This window comes from Phycicoccus sp. Soil748, from assembly GCF_001428025.1.
GTDB lineage: Bacteria > Actinomycetota > Actinomycetes > Actinomycetales > Dermatophilaceae > Pedococcus.
The window spans coordinates 82047-103695 of sequence record NZ_LMSC01000005.1 but is presented as its reverse complement, the minus strand read 5'-3'; the positions used below and the strand labels follow the sequence as shown (position 1 = coordinate 103695).

At 70.4% G+C, this 21649-nt stretch carries 23 protein-coding genes; 16 read left to right on the top strand and 7 right to left on the bottom strand.

Annotation, left to right across the window (positions count from 1 at the left end; all coding sequences use genetic code 11):
- The first annotated feature begins 188 nt into the window (after positions 1–188).
- Genes ASG70_RS03065 through ASG70_RS03050 form a run of 4 tightly spaced genes read left to right on the top strand, consistent with a single transcriptional unit; the run spans position 189 to position 2827 of the window.
- Positions 189–854 (top strand): hypothetical protein, encoded by a 666-nt coding sequence (locus ASG70_RS03065; RefSeq protein ID WP_056882387.1) that lies wholly within the window; start codon positions 189–191, stop codon positions 852–854.
- Positions 851–1405: a nuclear transport factor 2 family protein gene (locus ASG70_RS03060; RefSeq protein ID WP_235531314.1), complete on the top strand. Its 555-nt coding sequence runs from the start codon at positions 851–853 to the stop codon at positions 1403–1405. Before ASG70_RS03065 ends, ASG70_RS03060 begins: the two co-directional genes overlap by 4 nt.
- Positions 1402–1686 (top strand): hypothetical protein, encoded by a 285-nt coding sequence (locus tag ASG70_RS03055; RefSeq protein WP_056882386.1) that lies wholly within the window; start codon positions 1402–1404, stop codon positions 1684–1686. Before ASG70_RS03060 ends, ASG70_RS03055 begins: the two co-directional genes overlap by 4 nt.
- A gap of 46 nt (positions 1687–1732) precedes the next feature.
- On the top strand, positions 1733–2827 hold the full coding sequence (locus tag ASG70_RS03050) for a low specificity L-threonine aldolase (RefSeq protein ID WP_056882385.1): 1095 nt from the start codon (positions 1733–1735) through the stop codon (positions 2825–2827).
- Between the two features lie 38 nt (positions 2828–2865).
- On the opposite strand, the gene ASG70_RS03045 is transcribed toward ASG70_RS03050, so the two are convergent.
- Both ASG70_RS03045 and ASG70_RS03040 read right to left on the bottom strand, forming a co-directional pair.
- Positions 2866–3510 (bottom strand): hypothetical protein, encoded by a 645-nt coding sequence (locus ASG70_RS03045; RefSeq protein ID WP_235531313.1) that lies wholly within the window; start codon positions 3508–3510, stop codon positions 2866–2868.
- A 107-nt stretch (positions 3511–3617) separates the two neighbouring features.
- A complete protein-coding gene (locus ASG70_RS03040; protein ID WP_056882383.1) occupies positions 3618–4334 on the bottom strand; it encodes a DUF998 domain-containing protein in 717 nt (238 codons plus the stop codon).
- Between the two features lie 361 nt (positions 4335–4695).
- Between ASG70_RS03040 and ASG70_RS03035 the strand changes: the two genes are divergently transcribed.
- Complete coding sequence (locus ASG70_RS03035; protein WP_235531312.1) at positions 4696–5643, top strand: hypothetical protein; 948 nt, start codon at positions 4696–4698, stop codon at positions 5641–5643.
- A gap of 135 nt (positions 5644–5778) precedes the next feature.
- Entirely contained in the window at positions 5779–6264 is a 486-nt protein-coding gene (locus ASG70_RS03030) for a DUF6326 family protein (protein ID WP_156399793.1), read from the top strand.
- A gap of 25 nt (positions 6265–6289) precedes the next feature.
- Here the strand turns inward: ASG70_RS03030 and uvrA are convergent, their stop codons facing one another.
- Positions 6290–8761 (bottom strand): excinuclease ABC subunit UvrA, encoded by a 2472-nt coding sequence (uvrA, locus tag ASG70_RS03025; protein ID WP_056882381.1) that lies wholly within the window; start codon positions 8759–8761, stop codon positions 6290–6292.
- A 231-nt stretch (positions 8762–8992) separates the two neighbouring features.
- Between uvrA and ASG70_RS03020 the strand changes: the two genes are divergently transcribed.
- From ASG70_RS03020 to ASG70_RS02980, 9 genes are all read left to right on the top strand, one after another.
- Positions 8993–9562 carry a dihydrofolate reductase family protein gene (locus ASG70_RS03020; RefSeq protein WP_056882707.1) on the top strand — a complete coding sequence of 190 codons (570 nt, stop codon included), beginning with the start codon at positions 8993–8995 and terminating at the stop codon, positions 9560–9562.
- Between the two features lie 166 nt (positions 9563–9728).
- Positions 9729–10796, top strand: coding sequence for a DUF2235 domain-containing protein (locus ASG70_RS03015; RefSeq protein ID WP_056882380.1), 1068 nt, complete (start codon positions 9729–9731; stop codon positions 10794–10796).
- Position 10797: 1 nt separating this feature from the next.
- Entirely contained in the window at positions 10798–12501 is a 1704-nt protein-coding gene (locus ASG70_RS03010; protein WP_056882379.1) for a hypothetical protein, read from the top strand.
- Complete coding sequence (locus ASG70_RS03005) at positions 12498–13862, top strand: hypothetical protein (protein ID WP_056882378.1); 1365 nt, start codon at positions 12498–12500, stop codon at positions 13860–13862. Before ASG70_RS03010 ends, ASG70_RS03005 begins: the two co-directional genes overlap by 4 nt.
- Before the next feature lie 67 nt (positions 13863–13929).
- Positions 13930–14310, top strand: a complete 381-nt coding sequence (locus ASG70_RS03000; protein ID WP_056882377.1) for a hypothetical protein — start codon at positions 13930–13932, stop codon at positions 14308–14310.
- Positions 14276–15991, top strand: a complete 1716-nt coding sequence (locus ASG70_RS02995) for a caspase family protein (RefSeq protein WP_056882376.1) — start codon at positions 14276–14278, stop codon at positions 15989–15991. The genes ASG70_RS03000 and ASG70_RS02995 overlap by 35 nt, the downstream gene beginning before the upstream one ends.
- A 206-nt stretch (positions 15992–16197) precedes the next feature.
- Entirely contained in the window at positions 16198–16485 is a 288-nt protein-coding gene (locus tag ASG70_RS02990) for a YciI family protein (RefSeq protein ID WP_235531341.1), read from the top strand.
- Between the two features lie 17 nt (positions 16486–16502).
- Positions 16503–17747 carry an RNA polymerase sigma factor gene (locus tag ASG70_RS02985; protein WP_056882374.1) on the top strand — a complete coding sequence of 415 codons (1245 nt, stop codon included), beginning with the start codon at positions 16503–16505 and terminating at the stop codon, positions 17745–17747.
- Between the two features lie 118 nt (positions 17748–17865).
- Complete coding sequence (locus ASG70_RS02980) at positions 17866–18885, top strand: serine hydrolase (protein WP_056882373.1); 1020 nt, start codon at positions 17866–17868, stop codon at positions 18883–18885.
- Between the two features lie 33 nt (positions 18886–18918).
- Here the strand turns inward: ASG70_RS02980 and ASG70_RS02975 are convergent, their stop codons facing one another.
- Entirely contained in the window at positions 18919–19344 is a 426-nt protein-coding gene (locus ASG70_RS02975) for a GNAT family N-acetyltransferase (protein WP_235531311.1), read from the bottom strand.
- Between the two features lie 213 nt (positions 19345–19557).
- Between ASG70_RS02975 and ASG70_RS19800 the strand changes: the two genes are divergently transcribed.
- On the top strand, positions 19558–19932 hold the full coding sequence (locus tag ASG70_RS19800; protein WP_056882371.1) for a DivIVA domain-containing protein: 375 nt from the start codon (positions 19558–19560) through the stop codon (positions 19930–19932).
- 19 nt (positions 19933–19951) lie between these two features.
- Here ASG70_RS19800 and ASG70_RS02965 read toward each other — a convergent pair whose 3' ends face one another.
- The 3 genes from ASG70_RS02965 to ASG70_RS02955 form a co-directional block, all read right to left on the bottom strand.
- A complete protein-coding gene (locus ASG70_RS02965; RefSeq protein WP_056882370.1) occupies positions 19952–20518 on the bottom strand; it encodes a GNAT family N-acetyltransferase in 567 nt (188 codons plus the stop codon).
- A 65-nt stretch (positions 20519–20583) separates the two neighbouring features.
- Positions 20584–20916 carry a hypothetical protein gene (locus tag ASG70_RS02960; protein WP_056882369.1) on the bottom strand — a complete coding sequence of 111 codons (333 nt, stop codon included), beginning with the start codon at positions 20914–20916 and terminating at the stop codon, positions 20584–20586.
- Between the two features lie 363 nt (positions 20917–21279).
- Positions 21280–21618 (bottom strand): hypothetical protein, encoded by a 339-nt coding sequence (locus ASG70_RS02955; protein ID WP_056882368.1) that lies wholly within the window; start codon positions 21616–21618, stop codon positions 21280–21282.
- Between the last annotated feature and the right edge of the window lie 31 nt (positions 21619–21649).

Here is a 21649-nt window from a genome sequence, read left to right as displayed (position 1 = left end):
GCCGGGCGTGGCAGGAAGCGGCCCCTGCCACTCGGGTGGGCCTGGCATCGACGGTTGAGGTCCATCCAACCCAAAGGAATCCTCATGGATACCAACACCATCCGCAGCGCGGGCCTCCTCGCCCTGCGCGACCCGTCGCGGCCGCTGCGCCCGCTGGTCGCTCGAGGCAACACCGCGGTGGTGGCGTCATGACCACGGTCGTCGCCCCCACCCGAACGCGCTCGGCCACACCGTCCCTGGTGGCTGTCGCCGCGCTGCTCCCCGTCGGCCCCGCCGCGGTTGCGGTCCTGCGCCTCGCCCTCCCCTACTACACCGCCGACGGCAACGCGGCGTCGCTCGCCGCCGTGGAGGCCCACCCCGGCCGGCAGAGCGCGGTGGTCTGGCTGACCTACGTGGCCGTCCTCACCCTGGTGCCGGGTCTCTTCGCTGCGGCCCGGGTATGCCGCGACGCGGCACCGCGCCTGACGACCTGGGCCTTGGCCCTGTCGGTGCCGGGGTACCTCTCGCTCGGCATGCTCGCGGGCTATGACCAGCTGCTGTGGAGCGTCGCCACCGCGGACGTCAGCGCCACCGACGGCGCGGCCGTGCTGGACGCGGCGCACCCCACGATCGACATCTCGATCGGCGTGTTCGTCCTCGGGCACGTGGTCGGCACGGTCCTGCTCGGGCTGGCGCTGCTGCGGTCGGGAAGGGTGCCGGCGTGGGCGGCCTGGGCGGTCGCCGTCTCCCAGCCGATGCACTTCGTGGCGACCGTGGTCCTCGGCAGCCCGCAGGTCGACTTCGTCGCGTGGAGCCTGACGGCAGTCGGCATGGCGATGGTGGCGCGGACCCTCCTCGCGAAGGCGCCCCGGTGAACGCGCCTCAGGCCGCGGCGACGGCTCACCGGGCCGAGGTGACCGCATCGCGGGCCGAGGTGACCGCCCCGCAGTCCGACCGCGGGACAGGCGAACGGGAGCAGTTCCTCCGGTGGCTCGAGGGCACCCTCCACGCCGCGGAGCTCGCCCTGCACGACGGCGACGCCGAGCCACGTCGGGCACTCTGGTCGCGGCAGGAGCCGGTCAGCGTCCTCGGCGCGTGGCGCACCGCGATCGGCCAGGAGGAGGTGGGCGCGCTCTTCACCGACCTCGGCCGCAGCTTCTCCGAGTGCACGTCCTACTCGTTCGAGCTGTTGGCGTACGACGTGGTCGGGGACATGGCCTACACGGCCGGCCTCGAACACACCTCGACCTCGGTCGACGGCGAACCGCGCACCTACACGCTGCGGGCCACGCAGGTCTACCGCCGCGAGGACGGTGCCTGGCGGGTGGTCCACCGGCACGGCGACACGGTCGTCGTCGAACCGGCGGCAACACCCGTCAGCCCGCCCGAGTGGGCCGCGACGACTACAGGAGGCGGATCGGCATGAGGCTCTACATCTGCTGGAGCACCAACGGCAGCAGCCACCACGACTGCCACAAGGCGCACCAGGCGCTGGTCGAGGCGGGCCACGACCCGCAGACCGTGAAGGCCAAGGGCCAGGAGCACCTGCCCGCGTTCCTGCAGCTCAAGGTGAGGCGGGAGGTCCACGCCCTGACGGGATCGTTCTTCGTCCCGGTCCTGGTGCTCGACGACGGCACCGCGATCAACCAGCCGGACGAGATCGTGGCGTGGGCGCGATCGCACCCCGCCACACCACAGACGGCCTGACCGAGGCGACGCCGCGGACCGCCCACCGTGGGTCAGGATGGGCGTCATGGAGCCCCACGCCACCCCCACCGACCCTGCGCAGCCGCAGCGTTCCCTCTCCGTGCACGGGCAGCAGCGCCGCGCGCCGACCCGTCGCCTGCGCGACTTCCAGGCGCGTGTCCAAGACGGCGACCTCGACACCTACGGCCGGGGCGGCGCCGTGGCGCGGCTGGAGGAGCGCGTGGCCGACCTGCTCGGCAAGGAGGCGGCGGTGTTCATGCCGACGGGGGCGATGGCCACGCAGGTCGCGCTGCGGCTGCACGCCGACGCCCGCACCTGCCGCACCATCGGGTTTCATCCCAGGGCGCACATCGAGGTGCACGAGCGCAAGGGCTACGAGGTCGTCCACCAGTTGCACGGGATGCTGCTCGGCGACCACGACCGACTCGTCACGCTCGAGGACCTCGAGGCCGTCCGCGAGCCCTTGGCTGCGGTGCTCCTCGAGCTGCCGCAGCGCGACCTCGGCGGCCGCCTCCCATCGTGGGAGGAGCTAGTCGCGCAGACGTCCTGGACGCGCGACCGAGGCGTCGCGGCGCACCTCGACGGCGCACGGTTGTGGGAGGCACAGCCGTTCTACGGTCGCCCGCACGCCGAGATCGCCGCCCTCTTCGACACGGTCTACGTCTCCCTCTACAAGGGTCTCGAAGGTCTCGCCGGGGCGGTCCTCGCGGGGCCGTTCGACCTCGTCGACCAGGCTCGTGAGTGGCGCGCGCGGCTGGGCGGGCAGCTGCACCACGCCTGGCCGCTGGCGGTCTCGGCGGAGATCGGGCTCGACACCCTCGCCCCCCGGATGCCGGCCTTCTGGCAGCGGGCCAAGGAGCTCGCGGCGGTCCTCCAGGACCTCCCGGGCGTCGAGGTCGTCCCCGATCCCCCGCAGACGCCCCTGTTCCACGTCATCGTCCCCGTGCCGCCCGAGGCGCTGGCGGCAGCGCACTCCCGGTTCGTCGAGCGCCGGGGACTCGAGCTGTTCCTCTACCCGCGTCCCACGACGTCGCCGCGAAGCAGCCGGTTCGAGGTCACGGTCGGCGAGAACGCCATGGCCGTCGATCCCCAGGAGGTGCGGCAGGCGCTGGAGGAGGTCATCCGCGACGCGGTCCGCTAGCGGCTGCACTCAGTCTGGCAGCCCGCTCGGGCCCGCCTTCAGATGCGAGGGTTCCCGGTGACAGGAGCCGGGGGACGGCGTCCGAGGGTGTGCAAGGTCCATGCGGTCAGGGCGAACCAGACCGGCAGGAGAAGGCCGTAGAGCAGGTAGCCATCCCCGATCACCGGACGGAGAGCCTCGGCCACGATGCCCACCGCTCCGGTCAGGATGCCGAATGCCGCCACGCGTGCGGGCACGGGGCCGCGCCATGCCACCAAGGAGAGCACCAGGATCCCGGCTGCGGTCAGGACCCCGGCCCAGGACATCGCGTTGGTCGTGGCGATGACCGCGTCTGCGGCGCTGGCCAGGCCGGCGCGCTGGTCGGCCGTGGACGCCGACTCGTAGGCGGTGCTCAACGTGAGCAGTCCGCCGTTGAGCGACTGCGGACTGCTGCCGACTGCCAGGGCGGTGACCTCGGAGGCGATCCCGAAGAGCCCACCCACGAGCGCCAGCGACTTGTCCACGTGCTTGAGCGCCATGGCCCAGGCGCTGAACACGACCAGGGCCGGGACGCTGAGCCCGACGAAGCACACGAGCTCCACGAGGTAGACCACGCGGTGGGTGCCGATGTACTCCAACAGCGCGGCGCCAGACGACGGAGGGATGGGGACGGTGGCGAGCAGAACCAGCGGAATGAGGACCATGACCACGTACGCTGCGGCTGCCCAGGCGCCGAGCCGGTACAGAAGCCGCCAAGTCGGGTCGGGTGACGCGCGGTGCGCCTGCGACTGGGTGCCCGAGGGGCGTCGGGTCATGGCACGCCGCCAGCGGCATTGTGGGCGTTGCGTCGAAGCAGGACGACGGTGGCGATTGCCAACCACAGCAGCCACGCCCCAATCCCGATCCGCTCCAACAGGCCCATGTATGGGGTGGGGTCCCCTGCTTCCAGGCGGTCGACCTGGGCGCTGAGCCTCCCGAAGACCAGTGCGACGGCAAGTGTGAGGACCGAGTAGGCGCGGAAGCGCCAGCCGAAGGCGACCGCGAAGACCGCCACGTAGGACGCCACGAAGATGCCGGTTCCGGCAGCCAGGACCAGGTGCATGGTGTCAGCCGACGTGGAGCCCCCGGTGGCGATCACCTCGCGGCGGGACATGGGTGCGAGGACCCAGAAGAAGCTCATGACGCCGTGTCCCAGCATCAGGGCACCGGCGATCCGGATCGCCCGCGCGCCGTGCGCGGACTGCCACATCCCGACCCCGAACCCCAACTGCAACACGCTGAAGACCGGGCCCATCGCCGTGAGGAAGGCCCTCGGCGGTGCCCCGGTGGCGGACAGCTCACTGACCGCCTGCGACATGCGGCTGTACCCGCCGTAGACCGTCGCCGCGATCGCATCGTTCACCAGCGGGTAGAGGACCGCGTAGGCGATGCCGCAGGCCACCAGAGCTCGCCGCACCCTGACGGACGCGGCCTTCCGACCGACACGGTGCCGCGCCGCGGGTGACGCCTCGCGGATGCTGCCTGACATGGCGGCCACCTCCCGACCCGGCCTTTCGCCGCCTACTCACCGTCCTCCTCCGGCGACTCCCTCAGGCAGAGCCAATCGTCCCGAGGGCGTTGCGGCGCGAGAAGGGTCGGATCAGGTGGACTAGGCGAAATGAGGGAAGTGTCGGTCTGGTCGGGCCTGTAAGGATGGACGAAGTGATCGGTGTGGATGGGTCTGCACGAGCAGGAGCGGGGCCCACGCACTGGGCGCCATGCGGGCCGTCCTGCAGGTGAGCACTGGCGGCATGCCGCCCGCGGTGCGCGGTTGGCGGCGGAGCCGGCTGCATGGCAAGGACGGGGTGGACTCCGCCGGGACGGGGAGCCATGCCGAGAAAGGTGTGACCATGGGGGTTTTGGGCTTCTTCACAGCAGCCAGGCCGCTGCTTGCATTGGTCATCGTGCTACCCCTTCTGGCGATGTCGGCCACGGTGGGGCTGTTGCTGCCCCAGCCGGTCGAGTACACGGCGACGGCGGTGGTCGACCCGTCAGCCCTCGTCGGCGGGTTGGACACCCAGTACGCAGGCGCGCAGGGGGTCACCCAGTTCGTCTCTGCTTTCGAGGCCACCGCTTCCGGCCCGGTGGTGCGCAGTGCGGTGGTGGCCAGGACGAAGGTCTCCCCGGACGACCTCGCTGCAGGACTCGTCGTCACGCAGCGCGGGTCGAGCGCCAGCGTCGCCGTCGCGTACACCAGCATGGACGAGGACACCGTCGTCCCGATCCTCGAGGACGTGACCGTCCAGACGCTGCATACCCTCTTCGAGAGCCAGGTGCAGTCCGCTCAGGCCGCAGTCGACGGAGCGCAGCGGGCCGTGGCAGCGGCCACCGCCGCCATCAGCCAGTTCACCGCCAGGAACGCCGTGGCCGACCCGCAGAACGCGTATGAGGCGCAGCTCGCCCGGGTCGACGGGCTCGTGCAGCAGCAGGCGTTCGCCCGCGCTGCCGGCAACGCCGTGGGAGCGGCTGCCATGGCGACCTCCATCGCCGCTGCTGAGGCCGAGCTGACCCGCTTCGCGCCACTGATGACCGGGTACCGGACGCTGACGACCGCTCGGACCGTCGCCGTGCAGGCTCTCGACGCAGCGGACGCCAAGCTCGCCGCCGCGTCGATGCAGCTGGCCAACGCCGACCCCACCAAGATCGTCTACGTCGGCAGTCCGCAGGCGGTCGACCGCTCTCGGCGCATCGTGCTGGCCACGGTGTCCGTGGGCACGGCCGCGTTCCTGCTCGGGCTCGTCCTCGTTCTCGTTCTCGTCCTGACGGCTGCGGCTCACGACGCACCCGGGACAGCCTGACGTCGCAGCGTGGGCGGCCCCTCGCCGCAGGACCTGTGCCTCTGCCGAGAGGTGGAGCGGGCCGAAATGCTTGGACCAGCGGGACAGTCCCGCCTTGTCGGGCGCCCAAGCCCGAACGGCCCTTGGGAGGCAACCGTGACCGCCAGGAACCATTACCAGGACCCTTGGATCAGCCCAAGAACCAAGATCTCCGCGCTGTGGACGTCCATGCTGTTCGTCTTTGCGTACGTGGACCTGTTCAGCTCATTCCGAGCCGACGTACGGGCGGACATCGCAGCCGGCAAGATGTTCGCCTTCACCATCGGACAGGGCTTCCTGCTGGGCGTGACGATCTACGTCCTGGTCCCCAGCCTGATGGTGTTCCTGAGCCTCGTCCTGCCGGTGAGGGCCACGCGGATGGCCAACCTCGTCGCGGCCGTCCTCTACGCAGTCACGATCGCGGGGGGCGCCATCGGCGAGTGGAGCTACTACATCGTCGGCAGCCTCGCCGAGGTCGCTCTGCTGGGCGGTGTCGTCTACTACGCATGGACCTGGTCGAAGACGACTGACGCTGTCGGCTCCCCGGCAGAACAATCCCGGGACGGCGTACGAGTGCACTCTGCACCCCACGTGCGCGGATAGGTCCTGCCGGCGGACTGCACCTGTGTCACCCGTGGGACGAGAGGCGGGCGGCCAGGTACGTCGCGGTGGCGCTGGCCTCGGCCCGGGCAACCTCTTCTGGTGTGCCCGTAGCCACCACGCGACCGCCCTCGTCCCCGCCGCGTGGACCCAGGTCGATGACCCAGTCGGCGCTGATGATCGTGTCGAGGTCGTGCTCGACCAGCACCACGGTGTTGCCCGCGTCCACCAGCCGGTGCAGCTGGCGCAACAGCAGGGCGATGTCGGCGGGATGCAACCCTGCCGTCGGCTCGTCGAGCAGGTAGAGCGCGTGCCCTCGACGCGCGCGCTGCAGCTCGGTTGCCAGCTTGATCCGTTGGGCCTCCCCGCCGCTGAGCTCGGTGGCGGGTTGCCCCAGACGCAGGTAACCCAGCCCGACCTCACCCAGCGTCATCAGGCTGCGCGCGGCCGCCGGCACGTCGGCGAGGAACTCGGAAGCCTCGTCCACCGACATGGCGAGCACCTCCGCGACGTTCTTGCCCCGGTACTCGATCTCCAGGGTCTCGGGGTTGTAGCGCGCCCCGTGGCAGGCCGGGCACGGCGCATAGGTGCCGGGCAGGAAGAGCAGCTCGACCGTGACGAAGCCCTCCCCCTGGCACGTCTCGCACCGCCCCTCGGCCACGTTGAACGAGAAGCGACCCGCGCCGTACCCGCGCTCACGGGCTGCCGGCGTCGCGGCATACACCTTGCGCACGGCGTCGAAGAGGCCCGTATAGGTCGCCAGGTTGGAGCGCGGGGTGCGGCCGATCGGGCGCTGGTCCACGCGCACGAGCCGGTCGAAGGACTCCAGCCCGGTGGCCTCGTCGACGTCGATCTCGAGCTCGGTGTCCTCGGCATCGTCGGGGGCCTGCCCGAGGTGACGGCGCACCAGCTCGGCCAGCACCTGGGTGACCAGGGTCGACTTGCCCGAGCCGGAGACCCCTGTCACCGCCGTCATGACGCACAGCGGCACGTCGACCGAGAGGTCCTCGAGGTTGTGCCGGCTGATGCCCCGCAGGTGCAGCCACCCCTGGGGGACGCGCTGGGGGCGGGGCGGCGCCTCCACCCGGCCGAAGAGGTGTGCTCCGGTCACGGAGTCCGCCACCTGCTCGAGGCCCGCGACCGGCCCGGAGTACAGGACCTGCCCACCGTTCTCACCGGCGCCCGGGCCGATGTCGACGACCCAGTCGGCTCGACGCACGATGTCGAGGTCGTGCTCGACGACGAACAGCGAGTTGCCCGAACCCTTGAGCGTCTCGAGGACGTCGAGGAGCGGAGCCGCGTCGGCCGGGTGCAGCCCTGCCGAGGGCTCGTCGAGGACGTACACCACCCCGAACAGCCCCGACCGCAGCTGCGTGGCGATGCGCAGGCGTTGCGCTTCGCCCGGTGACAGCGTCGTGGAGCTGCGCCCCAACGAGAGGTAGCCCAGCCCGAGGTCGAGCAGCACCCGGACCCGCGCGACGAGGTCGGCACACAGCCGCACCGCCACCTCGGTCGCCTCACCGGAGTCGGCTGCCGGCGTCGCCGCGGCGGCCTCGGACAGCCCGGCCACCGGCTGCAGGAGGGCGACCAGCTCGGTGAACGACAGCGCGTTCACCTCGGCGATGCTCAGGCCCCGGAACGTCACCCTCAGCGCCTCCGGACGCAGCCCGCTGCCCCCGCAGTCCGGGCAGGGGACGCTGCGCATGAAGCGCATCGCCTTGTCCCGCATCATCTGGCTCTTGGAGGTGGCCAGGACGTGGTGGACGTGCGCGCGGGCGCTCCAGAACAGGCCGTGGTAGCCGTGGTCGACGCGGTCACGTTCGGGCTTGATGAAGACCTTCGGCTGCTCGTCGGTGAACAGCAGCCACTGCCGGTCCTTCGCCTTCAGGGACCGCCAGGGCTTGTCGACGTCGATGCCGAGGCCGGTCACGATGCTGCGCAGGTTGGCGCCCTGCCAGGCGCCGGGCCACGCGGCGATCGCGCCCTCGCGGATGGTCAGGGAGGTGTCCGGCACCATCAGCTCCTCGCTGACGTCGTGCTCCTCCCCGAGGCCGTGGCACCGAGGGCAGGCGCCGGCCACGGTGTTGGGCGAGAACGCCTCTGCCGCTAAGCGATCCGTGCCGGCGGGGTAGGTGCCAGCGCGTGAGTAGAGCATTCGGAGGAGGTTGGACAAGGTCGTGAGCGTGCCGACACTGGAGCGTGAGCTCGGGGCGCCGCGGCGCTGCTGCAACGCCACCGCCGGCGGCAGCCCCGTGATCTCCTGCACGTGGGGGGCGCCCATCTGCTGCACCAACCGGCGGGCGTAGGGAGCGACCGACTCGAAGTAGCGACGCTGCGCCTCCGCGTAGAGCGTGCCGAAGGCCAGCGACGACTTGCCCGACCCCGAGACCCCGGTGAAGGCCACCATCGCGTCACGTGGCAGGTCGACATCGACGTTCTTGAGGTTGTGCTCGCTGGCTCCGCGGACGTGGACGAAGTGGTCGTTCGGGTCGTGGGGCACGTCCCCTGTCTAGCCGCTGCACGACCGCTGCGCACCACCGGCCCACCGTCCCACCGGCGGCGAAAGACGCGCGGCCCGGGCCAGATGCCGCTGCGTGATGGCGCAGATGAGGGATGGCGGAGATGAGGGATGGCGGAGATGAGGGATGGCGGAGATGAGGGATGGCGCCGACAGTGGTTCCAGGACGGTCTGGTGAAGGCGGGCCGCGCACTTCACATGGAGACCACCGACATGAGACCACTCCGCTACTCGATCAACGTCACACTCGACGGTTGCTGCCACCACGAGGCAGGGCTCGCCCCCGACCAGGAGTCGATGCGTTACTGGACCGCTGAGATGGAACGCGCCGACGCCCTGCTCTTCGGCCGGGTGACGTACGAGATGATGGAGTCGGCATGGCGCAAGCCGGACACGGGCGCGTGGCCGGACTGGATGGGTGAGTGGCAGGTCCCCTTCGCCGAGGCCATCGACCGGACGAAGAAGTACGTCGTGTCGAGCACGCTGGACGGTGTCGACTGGAATGCCGAGCTGGTGCGAGGCGACTTGGCGCAGATGGTCCAGCGGCTCAAGCAGGAGCCGGGCGAGGGCCTGTTCGTGGGTGGCGTGACGCTCCCCCTGGCGTTGGCAGATCTGGGGCTGATCGACGAGTACGTGTTCCTGGTGCAGCCGGTCCTTGCCGGACACGGGCCGACGTTGCTCTCCGGGCTGCGCGAACGCATCCAGCTCCAGCTCATGGATCGCCGGCAGTTCCAGTCGGGGGTGGTCGCCCTGCGATACCAGCCAACGCGAGCCACGGCTTGACGGACTCTCTCTCCGGGCAGCAGCACGGGCTCGAAACCGACACCTCGTTGCGTCCTGGCAGGGGTCCGAGGAGTATCAGGAGTCGGCTTCCCCGTCTCCTTCAGGTGGTACGGAGCGCGGCGCGCGTGGGGAGCCGTGCGGTGGGTGCCGGGATCGGAGGTTCGGTGTGGGTCGCAACCTGGTGGTCTGCCTGGACGGCACCGCGAACGAGCCGGAGACCGGTTCCACGAACGTCGCCCGGATCTACGACCTGTGCGTGAAGAACGACGATCAGCTGGTGTACTACGACCCGGGTGTGGGGACGATGGGAGCCCGGAGCGCGACGACCCGGGCGGGACAGGCGGCCACGCGGGCGGCGGGTCTGGTCGTCGGCTACGGCATCCGGGACAACATCGCCGAGGCGTACACGTGGCTGATGAACCACTACCGGCCGGGCGACCGCGTGATGGTGTTCGGGTTCAGTCGTGGCGCGTACACGTCGTTGGCGCTGACGGGGATGCTCCGCACGGTGGGGCTGCTGCGCCCGGGGGCCGAGAACCTGGTGCCGTATGCGTTGAAGCTGTATGCGAGGAACACCGCGCCGGACCCGAGCGAGGCGCAGGAGAAGCGCTTCTGGGCCCAGCGGCAGGACTTCGGTGAGGGCTTCGGCAACCCCGAGTTCAACCGCTTCGCCCGCAACGTGGCCTTCCTCGGCGTGTGGGACACGGTGAAGTTCGTCGGCTGGCTCAACCTCAAAGCCCAGTTCGAGCAGGCCCACTGGCCGTTCACCCGCAAGGTCTCCAACGTCGCGGTCGGCCGGCACGCGATGGCCCTGGACGAGAACCGCGGCCCGTACGCGGTCTACCGGTTCGACCCCGAGCAGCTCGCCCAGCGCGGAGGCGCGCTGGCAGAGGCCTGGTTCCCGGGGGTGCACAGCGACGTCGGCGGCCTGTACCCGGACCATCGGCTCGCCGACATCACGTTGGCATGGATGACCGGTGAGGCCGACAAGGCTGGGCTGCAGCTGGACGCTGCACGGCACGAGAAGATGCTGGGCGCAGGAGTCGGCGAGCCCCTGCCGGAGGCGTACGCCGTCGAGGGCGCCATCCATCCACACCCGTGGCCCTGGGCGCTTGCCGGACCCGGGTGGCGGCCCCGCGACCCACGACCGGGCGACACCTTCCACAGCTCGGTGCGCCTTCGCGTGGACGGGACCACGGGCACCGCACACCCGTACCGCCCGAAGGGCCTGTGACGTGGGGACCCAGGCGACCCGTACGCACATCGACCTGCGGGTGATCGCCCAGGACCCGTCGGTGACCGGGGACGACGGTTCCATCCTGACCGCCACCGTGCGGGTGCCGTGGGACCGGGTGGAGGACGGCCCGCGGGGGCCGCGGTTCCACGTCGTCGACTTCGACGCCTCCTCCGGCCAGTACCGGTTGCACCCCGCGATCACGGGCAAGGACCCCTACGCGGACGCGTCCGACACCGAGCTGGTGAGGAGCTTCGCCTTCCACGCCCAGCAGGTGTACACGGTCGCGACCCGCACCCTGGCGACGTTCGAGTCGGCGCTCGGGCGCCGGCTCCCCTGGGGGTTCCCCGGCCACCACCTGCACCTGGTCCCGCACGCCTTCGCCGAGGCCAACGCGTACTACTCCTACGAGGACCGGTCGCTGCTGTTCGGGTACGTCCCGGCCGTCGGGCGGTCCGGCCCCGTGTACACGTGCCTGAGCTACGACGTCGTCGTGCACGAGACCACCCACGCGGTCCTCGACGGGCTGCGACGCCGGTACCTCGAGCCCGGCCTGCCCGACCAGGCCGCCCTGCACGAAGGACTCGCCGACATGGTCGCCCTGCTGTCGGTCTTCTCGATGCGGCCGGTCGTCGAGCAGGCCCTCGGCCCCGCAGACAAGAACGGCAGGATCAGCGGGCGGCAGGTCACCCTGGAGCGGCTTCGCCGCGGCGTCCTCACCGGGGTCGCCGAGCAGATAGGGCACGTGCTGAGCCACGGTCGCGGCGCACTGCGCCACTCCGCCCTCGACCCGCCACCGGCGAACTGGGCCGACCTGCCTGAGTTCGCAGAGCCGCACCGCCGCGGCGAGGTCCTCGTCGCCGTGGTCCTCGACGTGCTCCTGGACATCTGGCTCAAGCGGCTCGTCGCGCTCTTCCCGCCCGGCGAGGACCACGCCAGGGCCAGCCTGGACCGGGCCCGCGCCGCGGAGGAGGGCGCCAAGGCTGCCACCCAGCTGCTCACCATGCTCATCCGCGGCCTGGACTACCTGCCTCCCGTGGAGTTCGAGCTGCCCGACCTGCTCTACGCCGTCCTCCTTGCCGACGTCGCGGTCGCCCCCGACGACGACCTGGACTACCGGGGCATGTTGGTCGACCGTTTCACCCGAGCCGGGGTCACCGTCCCCGACGACTGGGAGGACAAGGCACTCGACGTCGAGGCGCCGCCGAGCTACCTGAGCATCAACTTCGCGGCCCTGCGCTCGGGCAGGGACGAGGTCTACCGCTTCCTGTGGCGGAACGCTCGCCGGCTCGGGTTGGACCCCCAGTACTACACGCTGGTCGACACCGTCCTGCCCAGCCAGCGGATCGGCCCCGACGGGCTCATCGTCTCCGAGAGCGTCGCCACCTACGTGCAGATGCTCGAGCTCCGTGCTGGGGAGCTCGAGCGGATCTCTGGGCTCAACGTCCCCGAGGGCATCGACCCCGACACCCCCATCCAGCTGTTGGGTGGCGGCACCCTGGTGTTCGACCAGTTCGGCCACCTCAAGCTGCACCTGCACAAGGACCTGGACGACTGGTGGCGGCAGCTGCGCCGGCTGGAGTACCTCCAGCGCACCGGACGACAGGACACCAGGCACCGGCTGGGCTTCTCCGACGGCGCCGCACGCGGGCAGGCCTTCGCCGAGCTGCACAACACCGAGACGATGTCCGGGGAGGCCTGGTGAGCACCCCCGTCACCGTCCGGGTCCGGATGTACCAGGTCGGGTTCGGCGACTGCTTCCTCGTCACGGTCGAGTACGACGAGCCCCTCCCGGACGGGCGCGCCGAGCGGCACCTCCTCATCGACTACGGCTCCTCCCGCTCGGCCCGCGAGGGTCGCGCCAAGGGGCGGATGCGTGACGTTGCCGCACTCATCGAGGAGCACACCCACGGCGTCCTGGACGTCCTCGCCCTCACCCACAGGCACAAGGACCACCTTTCCGGGTTCGGCGACAGCACCGGGGAGGCCACCCTCCGCCGGCTCTCCCCCGCGCGGGTGCTCCGTCCGTGGACCGAGGACCCAACCCTCCAGGCCGACGCCACCGGACCGGCACACACCGACGGCAACCCTGCGCTCGGCGCCGGGTCCCGGTCCTTCGCCGCCGGCCTCGCCGGCGTGCAGGCCGCCGCAGAGCACCTGGCCAGCACCGCCGGACTGCACGAGGACGTGCGCCTGGCTGCCGAGCAGCAGCTCAAGAACGCAGACGCGGTCCGACTCCTCGACACCCTCTCCGACACGGGCCGCGGCCGGTACCTGCACGCCGGCAGCGACCCCGACACCGCCGACCTCATCCCCGGTCTGACCGTCACCGTGCTCGGGCCGCCCACCGTCGAGCAGTCGCCGGCCGTGACCGGCCAGCGCGAGGACGACAAGGACGAGTTCTGGATGCTGCGCCTGCGCGCCTCGCTGGCGTCGGTCGCCGGCCCCACCGGGGGCCGCGGGTCCACCGGCGCCACCGGGTCCACGGGGTCGACGGGGTCCACGGGGTCCACCGGAGCACTCTCCGACGTCGACCTCGGCCCGGGGCCAGTCCGCTGGCTCGTCGAACGGCTGGCAGGGCAGCGCTCTGACTCGGCCGCCCGCCTCGTCCACCGGCTCGACGACGTCCTGAACAACACCAGTCTCATCCTCCTGCTGCACGTCGGGAACCTGAGCCTGCTCTTCCCCGGTGACGCGCAGATCGAGAACTGGCAGTACACCCTCGACAAGCTGGCCGCCCACCCCGACCTCCGGGCGACGCTGCGTGACGTCGACCTCTACAAGGTCGGCCACCACGGCAGCCGCAACGCCACCCCGCGCAGCCTCTACGCGCTGTGGCAGGAGCGTCCCCCGACCGTTCCACCCCTGACCAGCCTGATGTCCACCCGCCCCGGGGTCCACGGCGAGAGCGAGGCCACCGCCGTCCCCCGCCAGACCCTCGTCGACGCCCTCAGGGCCATCGGCTCCCTGCACTCCACCGACGACCTCGACCAGAAGCAGCCCTACCTCGAAGTCCAGGCGGCAGCCACCGGCGGCCCGTTCCTGCTCGTCCACGACGAGCGGTGAGGCTGGGCCTTTACCGGGTCGGCCACCGCGGAGGAGTATCGATGGTGACTCCGAAAGGATCTGGGAGATGGCAGACGCCGGCGATGGTCTGGTCGTCCAGGTGCGACCGGTCGACGGGGACGAGGACGGGGACCTGCTCGACCAGGCGGCTCTCCTGCGCCGAGAGCTCCTCGACCTCGACGTCGAGGACGTGCGCACGCTGACCCCGGGCGAGTCCCCGGTGGGCGCCAAGGGCGTCGTCGACCTGGCCGGCTGGCTGGCCGTCCAGGTGGGCTCCGTCGAGACGGTGCGGGCCGTCATCGAGCTGCTCCGCGGCTGGGCCGGGCGGCGCAGCAGGGACGTCGAGGTCACCATGGGCGGGGACACCCTGAAGCTCAACGGCATCACCGCCGCCGAGCAGGAGCACATCATCGATGCCTGGCTCGCCCGACACGCAACCAGCTCCTGACCTGCCCGACGAGCAGCGAGTCGCCCTCGTCGTCGCGACGCAGGCGTACCAGGACCCTGCGCTGGGCCGTCTGCGGTCACCGGCCCACGACGCCGACAACTTCGGCCGCGTCCTGGCGGACCCCGCCATCGGTGGCTTCAGCGTCACCTCCATGGTCGACGCCACGGCCCAGTCGGTGCGGATCGCCGTCGCCGACTTCCTCGCCGAGCGCCGACCCGACGACCTCGTCCTCGTGTACTTCTCCTGCCACGGCCTCATGGACCTCCGGCGTCGGCTGTACTTCGCCACGAGCGACACCAGGAAGGACCGGCTGGCCGCCACCGGCCTCGAGGCGCAGTGGTTGCTCGACCAGCTCGAGGAGTGCCGCGCGAAGCGCCAGGTCCTGATCCTCGACTGCTGCTTCAGCGGGGCGTTCGCGGCTGGCGCCAAGGGCGGAGACGAGCTCGGCCTGGGAGAACGCTTCCTCGGACCGGGGCGTGGTCGGGTCGTGTTGACCGCGTCCCGAGGGAGTGAGTACTCCTTCGAGGGCCAGCCCGTGCCCGGACACGACATGCCTGGTTCGGTGTTCACCCACGCACTGGTCGAGGGAATCCGCACAGGCTCGGCCGACCTGGACGGCGACGGGTACGTGTCGGTCGAGGACGCCTACGGCTACGCGTACGAGAAGGTCCGCTCCTCCGATGCTGCCCAGACACCTCAACGCTGGCTGTACGGCGCCGAGGGAACCATCGTGCTGGCCCGCAACCCGCGCGGCGTCACCGTGACCCCGGCCGAGCTGCCGGCGGGTATCTCGTCGTCGCTGGAGAGCTCCTACCTCCCCGTCCGGTCCGGCGCCGTCGACGCGCTCGCCGAGTGGTTGTCCGATCCGGACCCGGCGCGCGTCCTCGCCGCGCGCCAGGCCCTCGACCACGTGGCGCGCAGTGACCGGCCGGAGGTGGCGGAACGGGCCAGGAACCACCTGCGAGCCCACAATGCTCCACCGCAGTCGTCTGCCAGCGGTCGGCCTTCCACGGGACCGCCACCGGCGCAAGCAGAGGCGGGGCGTTCGGAGGCTGCGTCGCGGTGGCGGCAGTGGACGTCCTCACGACGCGTCCGCTACGGCGCGCTGGCCGGGGTGGTCGGCCTCGGCGCCGTTGTCGGGGGCCTGGCCTGGAACAGCCAACGAGAAGGTGGCAGCCACGCAGGAGGCAGCAGCTACACGGCGTCCGGCCCCTGGCGGTTCGAGGTCCACGACCGGATCTCCGGGCAGGACAACGGGTGCGCGGTCACCCTCGCGAGGAACGGATCCGACAACTCGTGGTCGTGGGACGGCCTGTACGGCACCCACTCCTACCAGATCCCGTACGCGGGCTCCTTCACCTGGACCGTGAACGACACCGCCTGCCAGGTCGTCACCCGGGCCACGCCTGGAGAAGCCCGACTGCCCGCTGTCTTCTCTGCCTACCGTGGTGACACCGACGCCTTCGCCGCGACCGGCCCGGTCACGGTGGAGGTGCAGAACTGGCCCAGTGGCAACACCCAGTGCGAGCTGACCCTCAAAGACCCCGCAGAGACGAGCCAGTCGAGCTCCTTGGACATCCGCACCGCCAGCAAGGACCAACCCCCCGTCAGGCTCGACCCCAGCGGTCGCAGCCTCGTCTACCTCGCCGACCTCTCCTGCGACGTGCGCGTCAGCGAGTAGCCCTCTCCTGCGGGTCGCCGAACCACTCCGGGACGGATCCTTCTGTGGCAGGTTGTCGTATCGGCGTGAGCCCGCTCGTGGAGAGGGTGGAGGCGGTCGCCCGGACCGCCCCAGAGACGAGGAGTACCGAGATGACGCACTACCTGCTTTCCGTTCACGGCCCCGCCGAGCGCAACGAGTTCGGCGAGTACGGCTCCAAGGAGGCGATGGAGGAGGCGTTCGCCGCGACCGGCGCCTTCAACGACAAGCTCAAGGCCGACGGCTACTGGGTGTTCGCCGGGGGGCTCGAGCAGGCGACGACCGCGACCGTCGTCGACGGCCAGGGCGAGACCCCAGTGGTGACCGACGGGCCCTACCTGGAGGCCAAGGAGTACATCGGCGGCTTCTGGGTGATCGACGCCCCGGACCTCGACGTGGCGATCAAGCTCGCCGCCGAGGGCTCCAAGGCCTGCCGCGGCAAGGTCGAGGTCCGGCCGTTCGAGGGGCTGGCCTGAGCCGGGACGGTCGCGACGTGTCGGCTCACGACCCGGGCCCGCAGGGGCCCGGACGCCAGGGGGCGGTGGCTGTCGAGCGGGTCTTCCGCGCCGAGTACGGCCGCCTGATCGCCTCGCTGGTCCGCCGGTTCGGTGACATCGACGTCGCCGAGGAGGCGGCGAGCGAGGCCCTCGTCGTGGCGCTGGAGAAGTGGCCGGAGACCGGCGTGCCGCCCAACCCCGGCGGTTGGCTCACCACCACTGCCGCCAACCGTGCGATCGACCGGATCCGCCGCGAGAGCAAGCGCGACGCCAAGCACCAGGCGGCACTGATGACGTACGACGGCACCGCCCACGAGCCCACCGGTCCGGTCGAGGACGACCGGCTGCGGCTCATCTTCACCTGCTGCCACCCAGCCCTGGCGCCGGAGGCTCGGATCGCCCTGACCCTGCGGCTGCTCGGTGGTCTGACGGTCGCCGAGGTCGCGCAGGCGTTCCTGGTGCCCGAGACCACGATGGCGCAGCGGATCACGCGGGCCAAGAAGAAGATCGCGGCGGCGAACGTGCCCTACCGCGTGCCCGAGGCCGCCGACCTGCCGGAGCGGCTCGGCACCGTGTTGGCGGTGCTGTTCCTCGTGTTCAACGAGGGCTACCTCGCCAGCGGTGACGGCGACCCGGTGCGGACCGAGCTCACGCGTGAGGCCATCAGGCTCACCCGGGTCCTGCGCGGACTCCTCCCCGACGAGCCGGAGGTGACGGGCCTGCTCGCGATGATGCTGCTCATCGAGGCGCGTCGCGAGGCCCGCGTGCGGAACGGCCAGCTCGTCCCGCTCCACGAGCAGGACCGCGCAGGCTGGGACCCGGCGCTCGTCGCCAAGGGTCATGCCCTCGTGCGCGAGTGCCTGGCCATCAACCGGCCCGGCCGCTACCAGCTGCTCGCAGCTGTCAACGCCGTCCACACCGACGCCCCCACGGCGGCGGACACCGACTGGTCGCAGGTGGTCGCGCTGTACGACCAGCTGGTCCGGCTCGATCCCTCACCCATCGTCGCTCTCAACCGCGCGGTCGCCGTCGCCGAGCTCGACGGCCCCTCAGTCGCCCTGGCGCTGGTGGACCGCCTCCCGCTCCAGAGCTACCACCCGTGGCACGTCGTGCGAGCCGACCTGCTCCGCCGGCTCGGCCGCAGCACCGAGGCCCGGGACGCGTATGGCGCTGCCCTCGCTGGGACCCAGAACTCCGCTGAGCGTGCGTACCTGTCCAGGAAGCGCGGCGAGCTCGTCTGACCGTTCGCACCACTCACTGCGGTGAGACGCAGGGTACAAATCGCTTTCGCCGTCTCGGGGCGAGCGTGCAGAGTGAACAGTGACAAGCGTTGAGCGCGATGGCTCATGAGGGGGCGGTATGCAGATCGATCCTCGAGCACTCGACGAAGCAGTCGACGCCGAAGGGTTCACCGGCGTGGTGACCGTGGATGTCGGCGACCAACGCGTCCTGGAGCGATGTGAAGGGTTCGTCCACCGCGCCCTGCAGGCGCCGATGACGCCCGGGGCTCGGCTCGCGATCGCGAGCGGCAGTAAGGGGTTCACTGCACTGGCCGTCATGCGGCTCGTCGAGGAAGGAGTGCTGCGGCTGGATGACCCGGTGCGTGGCCTGCTCGGCGACGACCTGCCGCTGGTCGACGACGACGTCACGATCGAGCACCTGCTCACGCACACCTCGGGTATCGGCGACTACCTCGACGAGGCGAGCGACTGGAAGGTCTCCGACTTCGTCCTCTCCGTTCCGGTGCACGAGCTCAGGACGGCCGAGGCGTTTCTACCGATGCTTGACGGTCACCCCCACAAGTTTCCCGCGGGCGAGCGGTTCGCCTACTGCAACGGCGGTTTCATGGTGCTCGCGATCCTGCTCGAGCGCGCCACGGGGAGCACGTACCACGACGCGGTGCGGCGGCTGGTGATCGAGCCGGCAGGTCTGCGGCGCACCGGTTTCCTCCCGCTCAACGACCTACCGGCCGACGCTGCGCTGGGCTACGTGTTCAACGAGGGGAACCTGGCGAACACCCTGCACCTGCCGGTCCTCGGGAACGGCGACGGAGGCGCGTTCACCACCGCGGAGGACGTACATCAGTTCTGGCTGGCCATGCTCGATGGGCGCATCGTCACTCGGGAGGGCGTGGAGGAGATGACCCGCCCACGGAACGACGTGCCACAGGAGAACAAGCGCTACGGAATGGGGTTCTGGATCCACCGTACGCACCCGGCGCTCATCCTGGAGGGGTTCGACGCCGGGGTGTCGTTCCGGTCCACGCACCTCGTCGAGGCGCGAACGACGGTGACTGTGCTCGGGAACAGCTCGCACGGGGCGTGGCCGGTCGTCGCTGAGCTCGCTCGGGCGATCGACGCCGAGCTCGGGGCGAACTGACACGGGTTTCCGCGCTTCACACCGGCCACGAGGCTAGCTGGGGAGGAGCAGCTCGAACTCGAGCTCGTGGTCGATCGCGACTCCGGTGGCACCACGAAGTGGGATCGTCGGCTTGAGGCTCCTCGACATGCGTACCGCATGCCGGTGCAGTGCCTGCAGGTCCATGCCCACGTGCTGGTAGAACGCGATGGCGGCGATGTTGTTGTTCGTCGTCACGAGCCACACGCGCCGGCACGCTGTCGCGCGCGCCTCAGCGAAACACCGCTCCATCAGCGCCCGCCCGATGCCACGCCGCTGCGCAGTGGTGCTGATGGCCACGACCTCGTACTCCCGGTCCCGTACGTCGACCAGTACCAACCCGACAGGCCGGCCACCCAACCTGGCCACGTAGCCCGGCAGACCAGCCGCCTCGACGAGCTCGCCCCGTCGCGCCACGGCCGTCGAGGTCCACTCCTGCACGAGTATGTTGGCGACCCACTCCCGGTCATCCGGGCCAATCGGTGTGACCAGCGGTTGCGACTCGGACGGCATACCAACATCATCCGCCGGCTCACGAGGACCCGGCTACCCACCAGCATCAGGGGCGTCCGCAGTGGCTAGCCGGCTGTTGTTCAGCCGGTGGGTCGTCGCCAACGTCCCGGCCAGAGCCCTGGTTGGGCGCATGATGGTCGAATGCTGACCTCGAAGGACGTCCTGAACAAGACGCTCACCTCGACGCAGTTCCGGGACGGGTATGACGAGCGCGAGGTCGATGACATGTTCGACAGGGTCGTGGCGGCCTTGCGCTACTACGAGCAGGGCGGTCGACCGGGGCCGCAGGCGCCGCCCTCGCCGGCCCGAAGTCACCGTTTCAGGTCAACGAAGCTTCGTCGCGGGTACGACGAGCGGGAGGTCGACGACTTCCTCGACCAGGTGATCGAGACCTTGCGCCACTATGAGCAGGGCGGTCGGCCCGATCCGCAGGCCATTGCGCCCGCGGTTGGTCCAGAGCCGGAAGCGCTCGGTCAGCGGGCCCTTCGCTGGCTGCGTGGAGACGCGAGGTCCTAGTCCGGCGCGCACGAGCCTGTCATCGTCGAGCCCACTGCTCTCTCGTCATCTCGAACCGGAAGCCACCACGCTCCGAGCCCTCGACGCCCAGCATGTCGTCGGGAGTGGGGATCGACTCGACGACAGACATGCCCACCTTCTCCATCACCCGCTGGGAGGAGACGTTGAGCGCCATGGTCTCGCCCCAGACAGTGTTGACACCGAGCTCCGAGAAGCCTTTGTCCACCAATGCCGTCGAGCCCTCGGTCGCATACCCCTTCCCCCAGGCGTCCCGACGGAGCCGGTAGCCGAGCTCGACCTCGTCCAGCGGCCCCGACCGCTCCGGGCGCAGGCAGAACCAACCGATGAAGGCGCCCGTCTCCTTCTCGTGGGCCGCGAACAGTCCGAACCGACCGTCCCACCGGTCATAGGCGGCGAGGAGGCCCGGGATGACCTGGTCCCGCACGACATCGTCGGACATCGACGGCTCGCCACCGGTGAGGAACCGCATCACTGCGGGGTCACTGTCCAGCTCGATCAGCAGGTCCGCGTCCTGGGCTGTGAACTGGCGAAGGACCAGGCGCTCGCTCTCGAGGTAGTCGCTCATGGTGGAAGCATGACGACATCGACTCACATCGCCAAACGACTTTCGGCGGGGTCAGACCGAAGGCGTCAGAGCTGCAAGATCCTCAGGACGTTCTCGTAGGCCAGGGCAACCCCTGTCGGGTCGTGCAGGCCTTCGGTCTTGTCGGTGGCGGCGTAGAACCGGGTCAACAGCGCGGTCGTCACATCCGCCTCTGCAAGGGCCACGCACAGCTCTGAGATGACGATGTCGGCGTCGTGGTCATCCAGGTGGTCGAGGGCAAGTCCGTTGTGCAGCATGGTCGCCGCTTCGTCGAAGATGTCCTGGACCATCGCCGGGTCCACCTGGGGACGCTCCTTCGTCACGGCGAGGGCAGTCTCGCCGAATCGGTGGAAGAGCTCGTCGGCGATGCTGCTGGACATCTCGCGAGCGTGACATGGCCACAGTTGACGGGCAACCGAATTCGCGCCCCGTGTCACCCTCCACGGGCCATGTGGACGGCGGCCATGGGCACGCCGGGATCCGGGACATCGTGGCCGCGTGACGCCTGAGGGAGGGCTGGAAGTCGCACCCCAGTCGCCACGGAGGGGCCGATCGGGGCGGCCCGTCACGAGGACCATCCGAGGGCCACCAGATCTACGCAAGGGCAGGCTTCGTCCTGACCTCGGCACCGCGTATCAATCTCGTCTCATGACGTGGAGCGCCAACCTGCACTGAACCCGTGACAACAGTGGCACCGCATGTGAATCTCGGCGGGCGAGATCGCGTCCAGCCGGAGGCTTTGGTCAGCTGCCTTGCTTGCTTGCCAGAGCCTCAAAGTTCTCGTAGAGCTCCGGCACACCGTGCTTTTCGCGAAGCTTGATGGCCGCCGGGCCGACGCGGGACCACATTCCCGCGACCCAGATCCAGTCCAACACGAGGTCCGCGTCCAAGATCTCGTTCTTGGTCAGCGTCCCGATGGTCTCGCCCCAGACGAGGACCCGCGACACCAGCACATCGTCGACGGAGGCCGTTTCCGGGTCGAACTCGTCCGCCCACACCGCCTGCTGGGCCTCCTCGAGACCCATGGCGGCGCCCCATTGCGCCAGCTGCACGAGCAGCGCGGCATCTTCGCGACTCGCCATGTCGCCCTCTCCTCTGCCTGTCCCGATTCGC

Bases quoted from the DNA above. Each gene is read 5' to 3' on its own strand.
- ASG70_RS02995 (WP_056882376.1), top strand. From the start codon at position 14,276: ATGCCTGGCTCGCCCGACACGCAACCAGCTCCTGACCTGCCCGACGAG.
- ASG70_RS02990 (WP_235531341.1), top strand. From the start codon at position 16,198: ATGGAGGAGGCGTTCGCCGCGACCGGCGCCTTCAACGACAAGCTCAAG.
- ASG70_RS03055 (WP_056882386.1), top strand. From the start codon at position 1,402: ATGAGGCTCTACATCTGCTGGAGCACCAACGGCAGCAGCCACCACGAC.
- ASG70_RS03045 (WP_235531313.1), bottom strand. From the start codon at position 3,510: ATGGTCCTCATTCCGCTGGTTCTGCTCGCCACCGTCCCCATCCCTCCG.
- ASG70_RS02960 (WP_056882369.1), bottom strand. From the start codon at position 20,916: ATGTCCAGCAGCATCGCCGACGAGCTCTTCCACCGATTCGGCGAGACT.
- ASG70_RS03000 (WP_056882377.1), top strand. From the start codon at position 13,930: ATGGCAGACGCCGGCGATGGTCTGGTCGTCCAGGTGCGACCGGTCGAC.
- ASG70_RS02965 (WP_056882370.1), bottom strand. From the start codon at position 20,518: ATGAGCGACTACCTCGAGAGCGAGCGCCTGGTCCTTCGCCAGTTCACA.
- ASG70_RS19800 (WP_056882371.1), top strand. From the start codon at position 19,558: ATGCTGACCTCGAAGGACGTCCTGAACAAGACGCTCACCTCGACGCAG.
- ASG70_RS03065 (WP_056882387.1), top strand. From the start codon at position 189: ATGACCACGGTCGTCGCCCCCACCCGAACGCGCTCGGCCACACCGTCC.
- ASG70_RS02955 (WP_056882368.1), bottom strand. From the start codon at position 21,618: ATGGCGAGTCGCGAAGATGCCGCGCTGCTCGTGCAGCTGGCGCAATGG.
- ASG70_RS03035 (WP_235531312.1), top strand. From the start codon at position 4,696: ATGGGGGTTTTGGGCTTCTTCACAGCAGCCAGGCCGCTGCTTGCATTG.
- ASG70_RS02980 (WP_056882373.1), top strand. From the start codon at position 17,866: ATGCAGATCGATCCTCGAGCACTCGACGAAGCAGTCGACGCCGAAGGG.
- ASG70_RS03040 (WP_056882383.1), bottom strand. From the start codon at position 4,334: ATGTCAGGCAGCATCCGCGAGGCGTCACCCGCGGCGCGGCACCGTGTC.
- ASG70_RS03050 (WP_056882385.1), top strand. From the start codon at position 1,733: ATGGAGCCCCACGCCACCCCCACCGACCCTGCGCAGCCGCAGCGTTCC.
- ASG70_RS03020 (WP_056882707.1), top strand. From the start codon at position 8,993: ATGAGACCACTCCGCTACTCGATCAACGTCACACTCGACGGTTGCTGC.